Annotated in this window: 15 protein-coding genes; 6 read left to right on the forward strand and 9 right to left on the reverse strand. The window is 73.1% G+C overall.

Annotated elements, in window-relative coordinates; genetic code table 11:
* Positions 1 to 22 precede the first annotated feature (22 nt).
* Positions 23 to 571: an RNA polymerase sigma factor gene (locus CITRIK5_RS11315; protein WP_049148010.1), complete on the forward strand. Its 549-nt coding sequence runs from the start codon at positions 23 to 25 to the stop codon at positions 569 to 571.
* The gene (locus CITRIK5_RS11320) at positions 558 to 1,469 is read left to right on the forward strand and encodes an anti-sigma factor domain-containing protein (RefSeq protein WP_123244062.1); all 912 of its coding nucleotides are present in this window, start codon (positions 558 to 560) and stop codon (positions 1,467 to 1,469) included. Before CITRIK5_RS11315 ends, CITRIK5_RS11320 begins: the two co-directional genes overlap by 14 nt.
* A gap of 91 nt (positions 1,470 to 1,560) precedes the next feature.
* Here the strand turns inward: CITRIK5_RS11320 and purL are convergent, their stop codons facing one another.
* The 3 genes from purL to purS are packed head-to-tail and all read right to left on the reverse strand — an operon-like array spanning position 1,561 to position 4,921.
* Positions 1,561 to 3,867 carry a phosphoribosylformylglycinamidine synthase subunit PurL gene (gene purL / locus CITRIK5_RS11325; protein ID WP_123244063.1) on the reverse strand — a complete coding sequence of 769 codons (2,307 nt, stop codon included), beginning with the start codon at positions 3,865 to 3,867 and terminating at the stop codon, positions 1,561 to 1,563.
* The gene (purQ, locus tag CITRIK5_RS11330) at positions 3,864 to 4,658 is read right to left on the reverse strand and encodes a phosphoribosylformylglycinamidine synthase subunit PurQ (RefSeq protein WP_002856628.1); all 795 of its coding nucleotides are present in this window, start codon (positions 4,656 to 4,658) and stop codon (positions 3,864 to 3,866) included. Before purQ ends, purL begins: the two co-directional genes overlap by 4 nt.
* A complete protein-coding gene (purS, locus tag CITRIK5_RS11335; RefSeq protein ID WP_002856633.1) occupies positions 4,655 to 4,921 on the reverse strand; it encodes a phosphoribosylformylglycinamidine synthase subunit PurS in 267 nt (88 codons plus the stop codon). Before purS ends, purQ begins: the two co-directional genes overlap by 4 nt.
* A 175-nt stretch (positions 4,922 to 5,096) precedes the next feature.
* Here purS and CITRIK5_RS11340 point away from each other — a divergent pair, with 175 nt between their 5' ends.
* Together CITRIK5_RS11340 and CITRIK5_RS11345 are read left to right on the forward strand one after the other, a co-directional pair.
* The gene (locus tag CITRIK5_RS11340; RefSeq protein ID WP_155116188.1) at positions 5,097 to 5,261 is read left to right on the forward strand and encodes a hypothetical protein; all 165 of its coding nucleotides are present in this window, start codon (positions 5,097 to 5,099) and stop codon (positions 5,259 to 5,261) included.
* Positions 5,258 to 5,704, forward strand: a complete 447-nt coding sequence (locus tag CITRIK5_RS11345; protein WP_002856636.1) for a YchJ family protein — start codon at positions 5,258 to 5,260, stop codon at positions 5,702 to 5,704. The genes CITRIK5_RS11340 and CITRIK5_RS11345 overlap by 4 nt, the downstream gene beginning before the upstream one ends.
* Before the next feature lie 40 nt (positions 5,705 to 5,744).
* Here CITRIK5_RS11345 and CITRIK5_RS11350 read toward each other — a convergent pair whose 3' ends face one another.
* The 3 genes from CITRIK5_RS11350 to CITRIK5_RS11360 form a co-directional block, all read right to left on the reverse strand.
* A complete protein-coding gene (locus CITRIK5_RS11350) occupies positions 5,745 to 5,900 on the reverse strand; it encodes a hypothetical protein (protein WP_002856637.1) in 156 nt (51 codons plus the stop codon).
* Positions 5,901 to 5,986: 86 nt separating this feature from the next.
* Complete coding sequence (locus CITRIK5_RS11355; protein ID WP_002856639.1) at positions 5,987 to 6,190, reverse strand: helix-turn-helix transcriptional regulator; 204 nt, start codon at positions 6,188 to 6,190, stop codon at positions 5,987 to 5,989.
* Positions 6,191 to 6,193: 3 nt separating this feature from the next.
* On the reverse strand, positions 6,194 to 6,700 hold the full coding sequence (locus CITRIK5_RS11360; protein WP_233569922.1) for a hypothetical protein: 507 nt from the start codon (positions 6,698 to 6,700) through the stop codon (positions 6,194 to 6,196).
* A 615-nt stretch (positions 6,701 to 7,315) separates the two neighbouring features.
* Here CITRIK5_RS11360 and CITRIK5_RS11365 point away from each other — a divergent pair.
* Positions 7,316 to 7,678, forward strand: coding sequence for a VOC family protein (locus CITRIK5_RS11365; protein WP_020621445.1), 363 nt, complete (start codon positions 7,316 to 7,318; stop codon positions 7,676 to 7,678).
* 221 nt (positions 7,679 to 7,899) lie between these two features.
* On the opposite strand, the gene CITRIK5_RS11370 is transcribed toward CITRIK5_RS11365, so the two are convergent.
* The 3 genes from CITRIK5_RS11370 to CITRIK5_RS11380 form a co-directional block, all read right to left on the reverse strand.
* Positions 7,900 to 8,892, reverse strand: a complete 993-nt coding sequence (locus tag CITRIK5_RS11370) for a GNAT family N-acetyltransferase (protein ID WP_159833660.1) — start codon at positions 8,890 to 8,892, stop codon at positions 7,900 to 7,902.
* Between the two features lie 202 nt (positions 8,893 to 9,094).
* The gene (locus CITRIK5_RS11375; RefSeq protein WP_002856645.1) at positions 9,095 to 10,960 is read right to left on the reverse strand and encodes an alpha/beta hydrolase; all 1,866 of its coding nucleotides are present in this window, start codon (positions 10,958 to 10,960) and stop codon (positions 9,095 to 9,097) included.
* Between the two features lie 95 nt (positions 10,961 to 11,055).
* Positions 11,056 to 12,126: a hypothetical protein gene (locus CITRIK5_RS11380; RefSeq protein WP_002856647.1), complete on the reverse strand. Its 1,071-nt coding sequence runs from the start codon at positions 12,124 to 12,126 to the stop codon at positions 11,056 to 11,058.
* 266 nt (positions 12,127 to 12,392) lie between these two features.
* Here CITRIK5_RS11380 and CITRIK5_RS11385 point away from each other — a divergent pair, with 266 nt between their 5' ends.
* Positions 12,393 to 15,377, forward strand: a complete 2,985-nt coding sequence (locus CITRIK5_RS11385; protein ID WP_002856649.1) for a S8 family serine peptidase — start codon at positions 12,393 to 12,395, stop codon at positions 15,375 to 15,377.
* The last annotated feature ends 53 nt before the right edge of the window (positions 15,378 to 15,430 follow it).

Raw genomic sequence — 15,430 nt, forward strand, 5'->3', positions numbered from 1 at the left:
CACACCGCGGGAGAGGAGTCCCATGTTTGAGGACGACGGGCTCGACCGCCGCTTCGCCGCGGGGGAGGCCGTCGCCGTGCGCGAGGCGTACGAGCGCCACGGTCGCCTGGTCTTCTCCCTGTGTCTCGCCGCGCTGCGCAGCCGGGAGGACGCCGAGGACGCCGCCCAGCAGGTGTTCACGCGGGCGTGGCGCTCGCGGGACACCTACGATCCCGCCCGGCCGCTCGGCGGGTGGCTGACGGGCATCACCCGTCGCGTCATCGCCGACATGTTCGCCGGCCGTGCTCGTGAGGCGCGGAAGATGGAGGCGGAGGTCGTCCACCTCCCCCGCGCCGAGGGCGCGGAGGACGCGGTCAGCGACACCGTGGTGGCCGCCGTCGTCGTGCATGACGCCCTCGCTCTGTTGGGTCCGCCCCAGGACGAGGTGCTGCGCCTCGCCTTCCTGGAGGACCTGGCGCACCAGCAGATCGCCGAGCGCCTCGACATGCCGCTCGGCACTGTCCGTTCCCACATCCACCGCGGCCTGGCCGCACTGAGAAGCCGTCTGGAGGCCGCCGATGCCCGAGCGTGAGCATCCCCGCGGCCGACAGCCCGCGGAGGAGATCTCCGACCTCGCCGTCCGGCTGCACGAGCGCGTGCGCGGCGACGGCGGCCCGCTCGCCGTGCCCGCCGACGTCGCGGCGTCGCTCCATCCGGAGGACGCGGCCGAGCTGGAGGCCATCCTGCGTGTGCTGGCCGCCCTCGACGGCCCCGCCCCGGACCTGGCCGACCCACCGCCGCACCTGTGGGGGCGGATCGCCGCTGAGCTGGGACCCGAGACGGAGGCCGTGGCTCACGACGGGCTATTGCAGGGGGAGGCCACGGGCGAGGATGTCGCGCCCGACGGCGTCGCGACCGTCCGTCCGATCGGCTCGGGTCCGTCCGCCGCCCGCGGCCGCTGGTGGCCGGTCGCCGCGGCGGCGGCCGCCGGGCTCGTCATCGGCGGCGGGGCCGTGGGTGTCGCCCTGGGCGGCGGCCCCTGGCAGGGCGGGGTCCCGGAGGCCGGGAAGCCCGCGACGACGTCGCCCGCGCCGCCGACGCGCGGGACGGACGCTCCCGGCCAGGGGGATGAGCCGGGCGGCGGCGACGACCTCATCGGCACCGCCGTCATGGCGTCCGTGACCACCGACGGATCGCCGGCCCGCGCGGAGATGACGCGTGCCGCCGACGGGGAGATGCACCTGGCCGTGCATGTGCCCCAGGTGCCCGCCCCCGAGGACGGCTACCTGGAGGTCTGGATCCGCGACGATGCCGCCAGCCGCATGATCTCGCTGGGCACGGTGACCCGCCAGGACACGACGCTGACCGTCCCGGAGGGCGTCGACCTGGCGTCCTACCCCGTGCTGGACGTCTCGCATGAGCACTTCGACGGCGACCCGTCCCATTCGACGCTCTCCCTGTGGGTCGGTGAGATGCACCGGACCACCTGACGAGCCCTGAAATACGACGAGCCCTGCGCAGTGGGGCCTATCGGTACTGGATAGGCACCACTGCGCAGGGCTCGTCGCTTCTGTCCCAGGCTCAGCCGAAGTGCTTCGGCAGGGTGGCCTCCCAGGCCTCGCGCAACTCCGCGATCGGCAGGGTGAAGGCGTCCTGGACCTCGAGGGCCGCGGAGTCGGCGTCCACCACGCCGATGCGCACGGCCGCGTAGCCGCGGGCCGTGGTCATGTCCGTGAACCGGACCTCCTCGGTGCGGGGCACGGCCACGACGGCGCGCGCCTGCGTCTCGGAGAACAGTGCGGTGAACAGGTCCACGCCGTCGCGGCGCAGCACCTCGTCCAGCACCACGCGGGCGCCCACGCCGAAGCGCAGCACCATCTCGGACAGGGTGGCCGCGAGGCCGCCGCCGGAGAGGTCGTGGGCGGCGTCGATCATGCCGTCCCGGGACATGTTGACCAGCAGCTCGCCGAGCAGGCGCTCCTTCTTCAGGTCGACCTTCGGGGGCAGGCCGCCGAGGTGGCCGCGCAGGCGCGCGAACTCGGAGCCGTCCAGCTCGTCCGCGGTCTCGCCGAGCAGGTAGATCGCCTGGCCGTCGGCGTCCGGGGCGAAGCCGGACGGGGTGCGGCGCAGGACGTCGTCGAGCTGGCCGAGCACCGCCACCGTGGGGGTGGGGTGGATCGGGGTGCTGCCCGTCTGGTTGTACAGGGACACGTTGCCGCCGGTCACCGGGATGCCGAGGGTCTGGCAGCCGTCCGCCAGGCCGCGCACGGCCTCCGCGAACTGCCACATCACGTCCGGGTCCTCGGGGGAGCCGAAGTTCAGGCAGTCGGAGACGGCCAGGGGCACGGCCCCGGCGGTGGTGACGTTGCGGTACGCCTCGGCCAGGGAGGCCTGCGCGCCCGTGTACGGGTCCAGGTAGGTGAACCGGTCGTTGCAGTCCGTGGCCAGGGCCACGCCCATGCCGGTCTCCTCGTCCACGCGCACCACGCCCGCGTCGTCCGGGGCCGCCAGGGCGGTGTTGCCGCGGACGTAGCGGTCGTACTGGCGGGTGATCCAGGAGGTGTCCGCCAGGTTCGGAGAGCTCATCAGCTCCACGACGGCGGCGCGCAGCTCCTCGCCCGTGGCGGGCAGGTCCTGACCGGCCTCGGAGGAGCGGAACGTGTCCGCCTGGAGCTCGTCCTGCCAGGCCGGACGCGCGTACGGGCGCTCGTAGACCGGGCCGTCGTGGGCCACGGTGCGCGGGTCCACGTCGACGATGACCTCGCCGTCCCAGGTGATGATCAGGCGGCCGTCGCCGGTGACCTCGCCCAGCCAGGAGTACTCGACGTCCCACTTGGCCATGACGGCCTCGAACGCGGCGACGTTCTCCGGCGTCACCACGGCCATCATGCGCTCCTGCGACTCGGACATGAGGATCTCGCCCGGGGTCAGCGTGGAGTCGCGCAGCAGCACGTCCGTCAGCTCCACGCTCATGCCGCCCTCGCCGTTGGAGGCGAGCTCGGAGGTGGCGCAGGAGATGCCGGCGGCGCCGAGGTCCTGGATGCCCTCCACGAGGGAGTCGCGGAACAGCTCGAGGCAACACTCGATGAGCACCTTCTCGGAGAAGGGGTCGCCGACCTGCACCGAGGGGCGCTTGGCGGGCTTGCCGTCGCCGTCGAAGGACTCGGAGGCCAGCACGGAGGCGCCGCCGATGCCGTCACCGCCGGTGCGGGCACCGAACAGGACCACCTTGTTGCCCACGCCGGAGGCGTTGGCCAGGCGCAGGTCCTCGTGCTTGAGCACGCCCACGGCGAGGGCGTTGACGAGCGGGTTGCCCTGGTAGACCGGGTCGAAGCGGGTCTCGCCGCCGATGTTCGGCAGGCCCAGGGAGTTGCCGTAGCCGCCGATGCCGGCCACCACGCCGTGGAACACGCGGGCGGTGTCCGGGTGGTCGATCGCGCCGAAGCGCAGCGGGTCCATCACGGCCACCGGGCGGGCGCCCATGGAGATGATGTCGCGCACGATGCCGCCGATGCCCGTGGCCGCGCCCTGGTAGGGCTCCACGTAGGAGGGCGAGTTGTGGGACTCGACCTTGAACGTCACGGCCCAGCCGTCACCGAGGTCGGTCACACCGGCGTTCTCGCCGATGCCCACCATCATGTGCTGCTTCATCTCGTCGGTGAGCTTCTCGCCGAACTGGCGCAGGTGCACCTTCGAGGACTTGTACGAGCAGTGCTCGGACCACATGACCGAGTACATGGCCAGCTCGGCCGCGGTGGGGCGGCGGCCGAGGATCTTCTTGATCTCGGCGTACTCGTTCTCCTTCAGGCCCAGCTCGGCCCAGGGCTGCTCGACGTCCGGCGTCGCCTGCGCGTCCGCGACCGTCTCGATGTTGAACTGCTGGCTCATGCATGGCCTCCACGGCTGGCGAGGGTGGTCAGGACGGAGGTGAAGAAGCCGAGGCCGTCCACGCCGGAGCGGGGGCCGGCGGCGGTGTCCGGGCCGAAGCCCGTCTCCACGGCGTGCTCCGGGTGCGGCATCAGGCCGACGACGTTGCCGGCCGGGTTCGCGATGCCCGCGATGTCCCGGCGCGAGCCGTTCGGGTTCCAGCCCCGGTAGCGGAACACCACGCGGCCCTCGGCCTCGAGGGCGTCGAGGGTCTTCTCATCCGCCACGTACTGGCCGTCCTGGTTCTTCAGGGGCACGGTGATGGTCTGGCCCTCCTCGAAGTCGCGGGTCCACACAGTGTCCGTGCCCTCCACGACCAGCTCCTGGTCGCGGCAGATGAAGTGCAGGTGGTCGTTCTTGATCATCGAGCCCGGCAGCAGGTGCGACTCCGTGAGGATCTGGAAGCCGTTGCAGATGCCGAGCACCGGCAGGCCGTCCGCGTCGCCCTCGGGGCCGCCGGCCGCCGTCGCCACCGCGTCCATCATGGGGGCGAAGCGCGCGATCGCGCCGGCGCGCAGGTAGTCGCCGTAGGAGAAGCCGCCCGGGATCACGACGGCGTCCACCCCGGCGAGCGTCCGCTGCGGGTCCGCGTCGGCGTGCCACAGGGAGACGGGCTCGGCGCCGGCGAGGCGGACGGCGCGCAGCGCGTCCACGTCGTCCAGGGTGCCGGGGAAGGTGATGACGCCGATGCGCGCGCCGCTGAGCGGCGTCGCCGGCGTCGAGTAGTCGCCGATGAGGGGGAGCTCGGTCATCGGGCGCCCTCGGCCTCGTCCAGGACGGCCACGTTCACGACGTCCTCGATGACGGGGTTGGACAGCATCTCCTCGGCGGCCGTGCGGGCCTGGGCGAGGATCTCGTCGGTGACCTCGCCCTCCACGGTGAGCTCGAACCGCTTGCCCTGGCGGACCTGGCTGAACTCGGTGAAGCCGAGGCGGGGCAGGGCCCCGTTGATCGCCTTGCCCTGCGGATCGAGGATCTCGGGCTTGGGCATGACGTCGACGACGATGATGGGCATGAACACGCTCCTGGGTGCGGGACGATGCCGCGGAGCAGGACGGTGTGATGCCGTCTCACGCCCGGCCCGGGGCGCTCCGCGTGCTTGCCCGCCCAGTCTACTCGGCCGCCCGGACGCGGAATCGGGGGTGTGACGGGGGCGGCACGCGGCAGCCGGCCCGGCGTAGCCTGGCGGCATGAGACCTCAGCAGACCCGTGTGTCCCCGCTCGGCCGCCGTCGGCCGATCAGCCCGCTCGGCCCTGCGCTGCTCGCCGCGGCGGCCGGCGTCGTGCTGACGGGAGTGCGCCGCATCAAGGCCCGGTCCGCCCGGCGTCGCGCGGCCGGACGTCCGCGCCGGTGACCCGTCCTGACCCCTGCCCCTGCGGGTCCGGAGCCGGGCTCGCGGCGTGCTGCGGTCGCCTGCACGAACGTTTCGCCCGGGACGGCGCCCTGATCGCGCCCACCGCCGAGGCGCTCATGCGCTCCCGGTACACGGCGTTCGCGCGGCTGGGCGAGGCCGGGCCGGCGGAGGCCCGGGCGATGGCCGACTACCTCGCCGCGACCTGGGCCCCCGAGCATCGGCCCACCGCGGCCGAGCTGCTGCCGGTCGCGGGGGAACAGGCGCCGCGGTTCACCCGCCTGGCGGTGCTGGAGGTGCGGGACGGCGGGCCGTTCCAGGACGCCGGGACCGTGGAGTTCGTGGCCGTCGGCACGGGGGCCGGGGGGCGGTTCCGACTCCATGAGGTCAGCCGGTTCCGCCGTGAGGACGGGATCTGGCGCTACGTGGACGGCGACGTGCGCTGAGGCCGGGGTGGCGCGTTGGCCGGCGGCCGGCGGTGACGCGTCAGAAGGCCGAGAAGATCCCGGCACCCACGCTGAGGACCAGGCCCAGGATGGCGATCCACGCCACCAGGGTGACGATCGGACGGGGGCGACGCGGGGCGTCGTCGTACCAGTCCACGCCCTCCAGCTCCGGAGGGGTGCGCAGCTCTCGATCCATGGCCCCAGCCTCTCACGCCCCACGCCGCCCCGGGCCCAACGCGGGTTGACTTGTCACGGGTGCTGGGCGCCTGGACCCGCGAGAACTCAACCCGCGTTGCCGTCCGGGGTGAACAGGTCCTCGATCCGCCGCCCGAACACGGCCGCGAGGCGGAAGGCGAGCGGGAGCGAGGGGTCGTAGCGGCCCTTCTCGAGGGAGATGACGGTCTGCCGGGAGACGCCGAGCTCGTCGGCGAGCCGCTGCTGCGACCAGCCGAGGCGGGCACGCTCGTCGGGGATGGTGTTCTCCACGGCTCAGCCCCGGCGCTTCTGGAGCTCGTAGCGGACGGCCACCGAGGCGCCCGCGAAGAGGAGCAGCCCGGCGCCCACGAGGGGGAGGCTGGGCTGCCACCCCGCCAGGGCGACGACGAACGTGCCCAGGCCCAGCACCACGAGCAGGTCGCCAAACGCGCCGGACTGCGCCTTCTCGAGCCACCGGCCTTCGATGGTCTCCTCGGTGTCCCGGACGGCGCCGCGCAGGGTGGTGCGGTCCACGAGGAACAGCCAGGCGAGGGCTGCGCCGACCGGGAGCGCCGACGCCGCCATGACCGCGCCCGTGACCGCCGGGAAGCGGGGACCGGCGTCGCCCTGGCTCGAGGCCAGACCGTAGGACGCGGCCCCGATCAGCAGGGCGATGACGACGCCGGCCACGAGGCTGACGAGGATCAGTCGCCCGGACCCGCCGCCCAGACGGGCGGAGCGGCCCCAGCGGGGGCGGCGGTCGCGGGCGAGGTCGGTGGTGGTGTGCGGCGTGGTGGCCATGGCGGTCCCTCCGGGGCGGGGCCGGGGTTTGTCCCCGTCGTGTGAAGCAAGCTTGACAGTAAAGAGAGTTTGACGTCAAGTCTGCTTGACGGTGGCCCGACAGGGCGGCGGCGGAGCTGGGCCTCGCCGTGGACGCCTCCACCGCCGCCCACGATGCTGGCCGCATGGCCTTCGAGGTGCACCCGCTCACCGCCGACCGCTTCGACGACTTCGCGCACGTCGTCAACCCGAACCGCCGCGCCACGCACTGCTGGTGCCTGTCCCCCCGGCTCTCAGCGCCGCAGAGGCACGCGCCCGGCGACCCCCGCGAGGACACCATGCGGGCGCTCGCTGCGGGGGAGCCTGCGCCCGGCGTCGTCGGTACTCGGACGGCGAGCCCGTCGCGTGGTGCAGCATCAGCCCGCGCAGCGCGATCCCGCGGCTCGTGATGCGACACATCCGCGGGTGACCCGGCCCTCCGCCGTCCGTCCGCCCGTCCGGCCAACGCGGGTTGACTTGTCGCGGGTCTGGGCGGTGAATACCCGTGACAAGTCAACCCGCCTTGCCCGGGGTGCCGCGCCCTTGGCTCGCGTGGAGTCGTCCCCGCCCGCCCCGGCCCGTTCCTGAGGAGCCGCCATGTCCCTCCGTCTCTCTCACACCACGTGGGACGCGCTGGACCCCCACGCCATCGCCGAGTTCTGGCGCGCGCTGCTCGGCTGGGAGGTCGACGAGCCTCACCTCTACCGCCCGGGGTCGGACGAGTGCTCACTCGTCGGCCCTGACGGGCAGGTCGTCCTCTTCTTCCGCGTCCCGGACGCCAAGCGCGTGAAGAACCGCGCCCACATGGACCTGCGCGCGGCCGCCGGCTCGACGCGCGACGCCGAGATCGAGCGGGCGCTCGCCCTCGGCGCCGCGATGGTCGACGACCGCCGCGTCGACCTCGGCTGGGCCGTCCTCGCCGACCCCGAGGGCAACGAGTTCTGCATCCTCGACGGCTGAGCCGACCCCACGACGGCCCGGCGTCTCCGCGGGGGAGTCGCCGGGCCGTCGGGGCGGACCGGGTACCGGGTGCCCGGGCCGTCCGCGGCGGCGGTGGTGTGGCGGGAGTGGTTCGTGGTCATGGGGCCCTCCTGTGGTCGATGCCCTGGGCCGGTGGCCCGGCCCGCCTCGGAGGCTCTGTGGGGGCCGTCCGACCGGACGTTGTGAAGCAAGCTTGACAGTCAAGTGACCTTGTCGTCAAGGGAGCTTGACGCCGGGGCCCGCGCGAACTCCTCCCACGTCGTGGGCGGGGTCAGCCCGAGCCAGGCAGGCTCGAGACGGAACCCGAGGGCCGCGTTCATCCGCAGGGACGCCGCGTTGGACTCGGCGCCGCCGGTTCCCCACTCGCGCCCACCGCGGGCATGGGTCGCCAGGACGGTCGCCGCCTTGACGGCCTTCGCCACGCCACGGTTCTCGTGCTCGGCCGCGACCGCGGTGCGGTCGACCTCCCACCGGGCAGGGGAGCGGAACGTCAGGGTGAATCCGATGAGCACGCCTCCCTCGAAGGCCCCCACGGCGAGCCCCTCTGGGGTGGACAGTCGGGCCTCGAGGTCGTCCGGCAGCGGCTCGTGACGGGAGCCGTCGGTGTGCGGGAATCGGGGAGCCGCTTCCTCGTCGAGGGCGCGCAGGGCAGGCAGGTCGACGGCGGTCAGTCTCCGCACCTCGATTCCCCGCGCTTCGGCCGCCGCGACGTGGCCACGGTAGGACGCCAGGTCGGCGTCGTCGTCGAGGTGGAGGCGCGCGCCCCAGGAGCGGGAGCGTATGCTCCACCCGGCATCGAGCAGCGCGGCGGCCTCGGCCGAGTCTTCGCGGTGCACGCGGGCTTCCGCCCGTGGGTCGGTCACGGGGGTGAGCATCGACCACGGGATGTGCCCGGAGACGGCCTCGCCCGGATAGACGTGCGGGAACTCGGCCGAGTGGGGATCGGAGGGGTCTCCCGGCTCGCGCCGCACCCGCAGGCCGGCCCCCGCCAGTTCGTCCTCGTCCAGGCCGACGACGAACGCGTCTGGCCGGTCCGGGTAGATCGCCGCGCCGACCACGCCCACCTGGGCGGCGTCGTCGGAGGCGTGGAGGAAGCCGACGTCGTCGATCGAGGCGCCGCGCGTCGACGCCGTGTAGCGGCCGATGCGCCGCGCGGCGGCCCAGTCCTCCGGGAGGGTGATGTGCAGGATCACGGCGCGAGGCTATCGGCCCCGGCGTCGACGCCACCCCTCCGGCTGCCCATCGCGGGTTGAGTTATCGGGGGTGCTGGGCGCCCGGACCCGCGACAACTCAACCCGCGTTGCAGGCCCTCCCCGGGCGCGACGACGGCCCGGCGTCTCCGCGGGGGAGTCGCCGGGCCGTCGGGGGCGGACCGGGTTCCGGGTGCCCGGGCCGTCAGTCCTCCAGGAAGGCCTCGACGTCCGGGGTCACCGCGCGGGAGTCGATCAGCTGACGCTCGATCGCGTCGTGGGTGATGCGGTTGGCCTCGCGCACAGCATCGGTGCGCATCGAGATCTTGATGTCGCCCTTGTGCGTCGGGGTCCCGGCCACCTGGACCGGCTGAGTCTCGAGCGGCAGCGGGACGGCGTCGCACAGTGACTTCTCGGCCGGCTGGGCGCCGGTCAGGAAGTAGTCACGGATGGGCGCGTCCACGCACTCGGTGCCGTACGGGAACAGGCCGTGGGTGCCCTCGTTGTCCACGGAGATGAGGGACGTGTTGCGCAGCACGCCTGCGGCACGGTGGCCGCCCTCGTACGGGGTCGCCGCGTCCAGCTCGGACTGCACGATCACGGTGTTCGGGGCGCCCTTGCCGCCGGGCTGGGCGGGCATGGAGGTCTGGGCGGGCCAGTACATGCACTCCGACGGGCCCATCAGCACACCGATCCACGGGGCCTTGCGGCCGAGGTCGTCCACCCACGAGGTCCAGTAGCCCTGCGAGGTGTTCCACTGGCCGTCCTGGCAGCGGATCGCCGAGAACGCGCCCTCGAAGGTGACGGCGTCACCGGCCTGGGTGGCGGCGACGAGCTGCTCGCGCTCGCCCACGGTCTCCAGGCCGCGGGCGGCGAAGCGGTCGAAGGAGTCGCGCTCCTCGGCCGGCAGCGACGCACGGGCCTCGGCCAGGATGCGCTCGATCTGGGCGCGCTGCCCCGCGGGGTCCGTGGCTGCGGCCTCGGACTCCATGATGCGGATGTAGGCGGCGATGACGGACCCGGCGCTGAGGTACTGGGACGTGTCGTACATGGCGGGCAGCAGGAACGAGCCGGCGACGATCATGCCGAGCTGCGTGCGGGTGCCGCCGCCGTCCTCCCAGCGCTGCCGGATCTGCATCGGGTCGTCGCCGAGGCCGAAGATCTCGTCGTGCCGGGCCACGTAGGGGAGCATCGCGTCCTGGAACTGACGGTCGCGGGAGCGCGGCTGCAGGTCCCAGGTGGTCTGGAGCCCGTCGCGGGAGATGTCCACGGCGGAGTCCAGCAGGAACCGGTGCGCGTGTTGGGGGAAGACGCGCTGGTACCAGCTGCCCAGCCATGTGCCGTACGAGTAGCCGATGTAGGAGGTCTTCTCCTCGCCCAGGACGGCGCGGATGAAGTCCATGTCGTACACGGTCTGCTCGGTGGTGATGTACGGGGTGAGCTCGTTCTCGAGGCAGGCGTCGACCTGGGCCTTCGTGTCCTGCCACACGTCGTGCTCGGCGTTCGGCGTGTAGGTGCACTCCAGGGCGGTGGACTGACCCACGCCGCGGGGGTCGAAGCCGATGAAGTCGTACTGTTCCGCGAGCTCCGGGGCGCGCTCGGCCATGGCGGGGCCCCAGGGCAGGCCGGAGCCGCCCGGGCCGCCGGGGTTGACCAGCGCGATGCCCTGGCGGTCGGGGTTGCCCTTCGAGGTCTCCGTCTTGGCCACGCGCAGGGTGATGGTGCGGCCGTCCTCGGGGTTCTTCCAGTCCCGCGGCACCGTGACGTCGGAGCACGCGGTGCCGGGGATCGCGTTGAACCGGGCGTTGAGGCTCTCGCTGCCGAAGTCGCAGGCCTCCCAGTCCAGCGTCTGGCCCACGAGGTGCGGCGCGAGCGCGGCGGCGTCGTTGACCTTGTTGCCGCGCGTGGTGGAGAGGTCGTTGGAGCGGGCCTGGCCCTGCGATGCGGACCCCTTGCCGTTGCCGTTGCCGGGCGCGGAGAGCGCGGGGGCGGCGGCCGTGATGGCGAGTGAGACGGCCGCGACGGCGGCGGCGAACGTGGTGCGGCGGCGAGCTGGAACGGTTCTGGTCACGTCAGGTCCTCGAGTCGTTCGGTGCGGAGAGGGCCGGGGCGCTCACCGGATGACGCGAGTGACGCGCCTCACAGCCTGTATGGCAGCCATCGTAATCATGGACGCGCGCTGGAAGTCCACTCGGCGTCCGGCCGGGCCCCGGGGGCCGCCCCCACGGCCTCGTCCAGCACCGCCAACAGCCGCGCCCGTAGCGCCTGCCCCCGCTCGGCGAACTCGCGCTGTCGCCGCGCGTACTCGGCACGCCCGGCCGGCTCCTCGATCTGCACGGCCGCGTAGCCGCCGCGCCCGTCGGAGAGGTCGCCCACCCCGGTCAGGTCGTACGGCGAGGCCTCCATGTCCAACCGGCGGATGTCCCACGCGAGGTCGAAGCAGTCCGCGAGCAGGTCCGAGTCGACCACCGGCACCAGCTTGTACGCCCACTTGTACAGGTCCATCCCCGCGTGCAGGCAGCCGGGCTGTTCCATCGCCCGCATCCCGGCGCGCGTGGGCAGGACGCCGTCGTCGCCCTCGTTGCGGTCGCGGGCCTCGGGCGCGAAGAACCGGAACGCGTCGAAGTGCGTGCACCGGATCCGCGAGCCCTCCACCACCGCGTCCGTCCCCTCGGCCCCGAGTCGCAGCGGCAGCTGGGAGTGCCGCACCCCGTGCACGTCCGAGCGGTACGCCATCGCCCACTCGTGCAGCCCGAAGCAGCCCAGGCGCGGCGCCCGCGCCGCCGTGCGCGCGAGCAGTTCCCGCGTGAACGCCACCCCCGACGCGCGGTCGGCCAGCACCGCCGCCACGTCCACCAGCCAGCCGCCCACCGGGTGGCCGTCGACGACGGCGCCCGCCACCTCGCCGGCCTCGACGCGCCGGTAGTGCTTCCACTCGCCCCGCGGGGTTGTGCCCAGCTCGGTCGCCTCGGCACGGGCCGCGGCGCCGTCGTCGTCCGCGAGGAGGACCCCCGGCCCGGGGTGCCAGCGCTGCAGTGCGGCGGGGGAGTGCGTGTAGTAGCCGAAGAGGAAGTCCTGCACCGGGTGCTTCTCGCCCCGCATCCGCAGGGCCACCAGCGGGTCCGTGCGTCGGGCGATGCGCGCGCGGTGCGCCCGCGCGTGGGCCCGCCACACGTCGGCGGGCAGGGCGACGACGGCGGTCGGCGGGGACACGGGGGCGGTGCGTGGCTCGGGCATGACCCCACCATCCTCCCCCGTGGCGCTCCTCAAGGGCGAGCGGGCCTGCGGCGCCGACGCGGGGAGCGCGCTCCGGCGGCTCTTATTCGACGGTCCTGGACGTTGCCTGGCAAAGGTCTGGTCAAACGCCCTACCGGACGGTAGATTTCACCTGTCTCGCTGTGGTGCCCATCACATGGGTGCCGATCTCCCCGTCCCCCGGCGCCATCCCCGCCGGTGTGCCACGGGCGAGAGCTGGGCGGACCTTGATGAGAAAGGCGGAGGCAATGCCTCAGAACCCCACCCCTGCCCGGCGCCGTCGGGCCCTGGCCGCGGCCGTCGCCGGCGCGAGCCTCGTGGCCGCTCCCGCGCTCGCGGTGTCGGCCACCGCCGTCGAACTGCCCGACGGCAGCACCGTCTCCAGCCCGCAGGGCGAGGTGCAGGTCCAGCAGCAGTTCGAGGACGGCCGCTACTTCGTGGTCCTGAAGGACCAGCCGTCGGTGACCGCCCCCGAGGCCGGCGCCGTTCCGGGCGCCGCCCCGAAGGCGAAGTTCGACCCCTCGCACCCGCGCGTGAAGAACTACGAGGCCAAGCTCCAGCGCCAGCAGGAGAAGGTCGCGAAGACCCACGGCGCGAAGGCCGAGATCTCCTTCCAGCGCGCCGTGAACGCGTTCGTAGCCGAGCTGACCGCCGAGGAGGCCCAGGAGATCGCGAAGGACCCGGCCGTGCTCGGCGTCGCGCCGGACGAGCAGGTGGCCCCGGACTACAGCTCCACCGAGTTCCTCGGCCTGCCCGGCAAGAAGGGCACCTGGAAGTCCGTGTACGGCAAGGCCGAGAACGCGGGCAAGGGCGTGGTGGTCGGCGTCATCGACTCCGGCATCCACCCGGACAACCCGTTCATCGACGGTCAGCCCGTCCAGCCGCTCAAGGGCAAGGCCAAGGTCGGCGTGCCCTACCGCACCGCGGACGGCCAGATCGCCGTGCTCAAGGCGGACGGCACCACCGCCACGGCCGAGTGCGAGACCGGCCCGGACTTCCCGGCGTCGTCGTGCGACTCCAAGCTGATCGGTGCCTACGCCTTCTCGGAGGACTTCGAGCGCTTCGTCCCGGTGGATGAGCGGGCCCCGGAGGAGCGCATCTCCCCGCTGGGCGTGTTCTCCCACGGCACCCACGTGGCCACCACCATCCTCGGCAACACCGGGGTGGAGCAGACCATCGACGGCGACTCCTTCGGCGAGGGCGCGGGCGTGGCCCCGGCCGCCCACCTGATCTCCTACAAGATCTGCTGGGAGGACACCGATCCGAACACCGGCGGCTGCTACACCTCCGCCTCCGTGGCCGCCGTCGAGCAGGCCATCGAGAACAACGTGGACGTGCTGAACTACTCGATCTCCGGCTCCAACACCTCGATCGTGGACCCGGTGGCCATGGCCTTCAAGTCCGCCGCCGAGGCCGGCATCTTCGTGGCCGCCTCCGGCGGCAACTCCGGCCCCGGCCCGAACACCGTGAACCACGGCTCCCCGTGGCTGACCACCGTGGCCGCGGAGACGTTCTCCAACGAGCTCACCGCCACCGTGCAGTTCTCCGACGGCACGCAGCTCCGCGGCGCCTCCTCGGCCCGCACCGGCGTGGGTCCGGCCGAGGTCATCCACGCGTCCGAGGTCGCCGCCGGCGACGCCGAGGCCGCGCGTCTCTGCCTGCCCGGCGGGCTCACCGACGAGGCCGCCGGCAAGATCGTGCTCTGCGAGCGCGGCGTGAACGCCCGCACCGAGAAGTCGCAGGTGGTGGAGGAGGCCGGCGGCGTCGGCATGATCCTCGTGAACACCCCGTCCGGCTCGCTGGACGCGGACATCCACGCGGTGCCGACCGTGCACATGAACGACAACGGCGTGATCGAGAAGGTGAAGTCCTCCGACCTCACCGCCACGATCGTCCCGGGCGACACCACCGGCCTGCCGGAGGACCCGCTGCCCCAGATCGCCGGCTTCTCCTCCCGCGGCCCGGCCAACGCCGTGAACCAGGAGCTCCTGAAGCCCGACCTCGCCGCCCCCGGCGTGAACGTGATCGCCGGCGTCTCCCCGCTGGACCCCGACTACCACGGCAACACGTTCGGCCTGATGTCCGGCACGTCCATGGCCTCGCCGAACCTGGCCGGCATGGCCACGCTGCTGATCGGCAAGTACCCGGCCTGGTCCCCGATGGCCGTGAAGTCCGCGCTCATGACCACCGCCGGCGACGTGTACAACGCCGACGGCACCGTGAACACGGACAACTTCGCCACGGGCGCCGGCTCCGCCGATCCGGCCGCCGCCGCCCGTCCGGGCCTGGTCTACGAGTCCGGCAAGGAGCAGTGGGACGCGCTGCTGCGCGGCGACATCGCCGGTCGTGACGTGAACGTCCCGTCCCTGGCGATCCCCGACGTCGTCGGCTCGGCCACCGTGACCCGCACCGTGACCGCCCTGGAGAACGGCCGCTGGCAGTTCTCCGCGAACGTGCCCGGCTTCGAGATGACCGCCTCCCCGGCCGTGCTGGACCTGAAGGCCGGCCAGTCCGCCGACGTCGAGCTGACCGTCACCCGCACCGACGCCGCGGTGAACACCTGGACCCACGGCTCCATGTCCTGGACCACCGCCAAGGGCAAGGCCGTCCCGGAGGTGACCTCCCCGGTCACCGTCAAGGCGAAGTCCGCGACCGTCACCTCCGCCGTCGAGGGCTCCGGTGCCACCGGCTCCGCCGACGTGGAGATCACCCCCGGCGTGACCGGTGAGCTGACCCCGCAGGTCCTGGGCCTGGGCAAGGTGGACTCCACCGTGGCCACCGCGACCGCGAGCAACTCGCTCGTGTCCAGCGCGCTGGCCGTGTCCACGGTGACCGTGGAGGAGGGCACCAAGTCCCTGGTGGCCTCGATCAACGCGGGCGCCGCCGGCGCCGACTGGGACCTGTACGTGATCACCCCCGAGGGCAAGCAGCTCTCCCGGGCGACCGCGGAGGAGTCCGAGACGCTGACGATCGCGAACCCCACCCCGGGCGCCTACACCGTGGTCGGCCACCTGTACGCGGCCAACGGCGGCAAGGACACCGGCACCCTCGAGACGCTCAAGCTGCGCGAGGACGCGGGCAACCTCACCGTCTCCCCGAACCCGGTCCCCGTGACCTCGGGCAAGGCCACCGAGGCGACCCTCTCCTGGTCCGGCCTGACCTCGGGCACCTGGAAGGGCCTCGTCACCTGGGACGCGGGCATCACGACCGACGTGACCGTCCAGGTCCCGTGACCGCCGACCCCCTCCGTCCTCGCTGACGGAACGGGAGGAACCGCCCGCACGAC

This window comes from Micrococcus sp. 116 (assembly GCF_902506395.1).
Classification (GTDB): domain Bacteria; phylum Actinomycetota; class Actinomycetes; order Actinomycetales; family Micrococcaceae; genus Micrococcus; species Micrococcus luteus.

Bases quoted from the DNA above. Each gene is read 5' to 3' on its own strand.
- CITRIK5_RS11360 (WP_233569922.1), bottom strand. From the start codon at position 6,700: ATGGCCACCACGCCGCACACCACCACCGACCTCGCCCGCGACCGCCGC.
- CITRIK5_RS11350 (WP_002856637.1), bottom strand. From the start codon at position 5,900: ATGGATCGAGAGCTGCGCACCCCTCCGGAGCTGGAGGGCGTGGACTGG.
- purL (WP_123244063.1), bottom strand. From the start codon at position 3,867: ATGAGCCAGCAGTTCAACATCGAGACGGTCGCGGACGCGCAGGCGACG.
- purS (WP_002856633.1), bottom strand. From the start codon at position 4,921: ATGCCCATCATCGTCGTCGACGTCATGCCCAAGCCCGAGATCCTCGAT.
- CITRIK5_RS11320 (WP_123244062.1), top strand. From the start codon at position 558: ATGCCCGAGCGTGAGCATCCCCGCGGCCGACAGCCCGCGGAGGAGATC.
- CITRIK5_RS11380 (WP_002856647.1), bottom strand. From the start codon at position 12,126: ATGCCCGAGCCACGCACCGCCCCCGTGTCCCCGCCGACCGCCGTCGTC.
- CITRIK5_RS11385 (WP_002856649.1), top strand. From the start codon at position 12,393: ATGCCTCAGAACCCCACCCCTGCCCGGCGCCGTCGGGCCCTGGCCGCG.
- CITRIK5_RS11315 (WP_049148010.1), top strand. From the start codon at position 23: ATGTTTGAGGACGACGGGCTCGACCGCCGCTTCGCCGCGGGGGAGGCC.
- CITRIK5_RS11340 (WP_155116188.1), top strand. From the start codon at position 5,097: ATGAGACCTCAGCAGACCCGTGTGTCCCCGCTCGGCCGCCGTCGGCCG.
- CITRIK5_RS11365 (WP_020621445.1), top strand. From the start codon at position 7,316: ATGTCCCTCCGTCTCTCTCACACCACGTGGGACGCGCTGGACCCCCAC.
- purQ (WP_002856628.1), bottom strand. From the start codon at position 4,658: ATGACCGAGCTCCCCCTCATCGGCGACTACTCGACGCCGGCGACGCCG.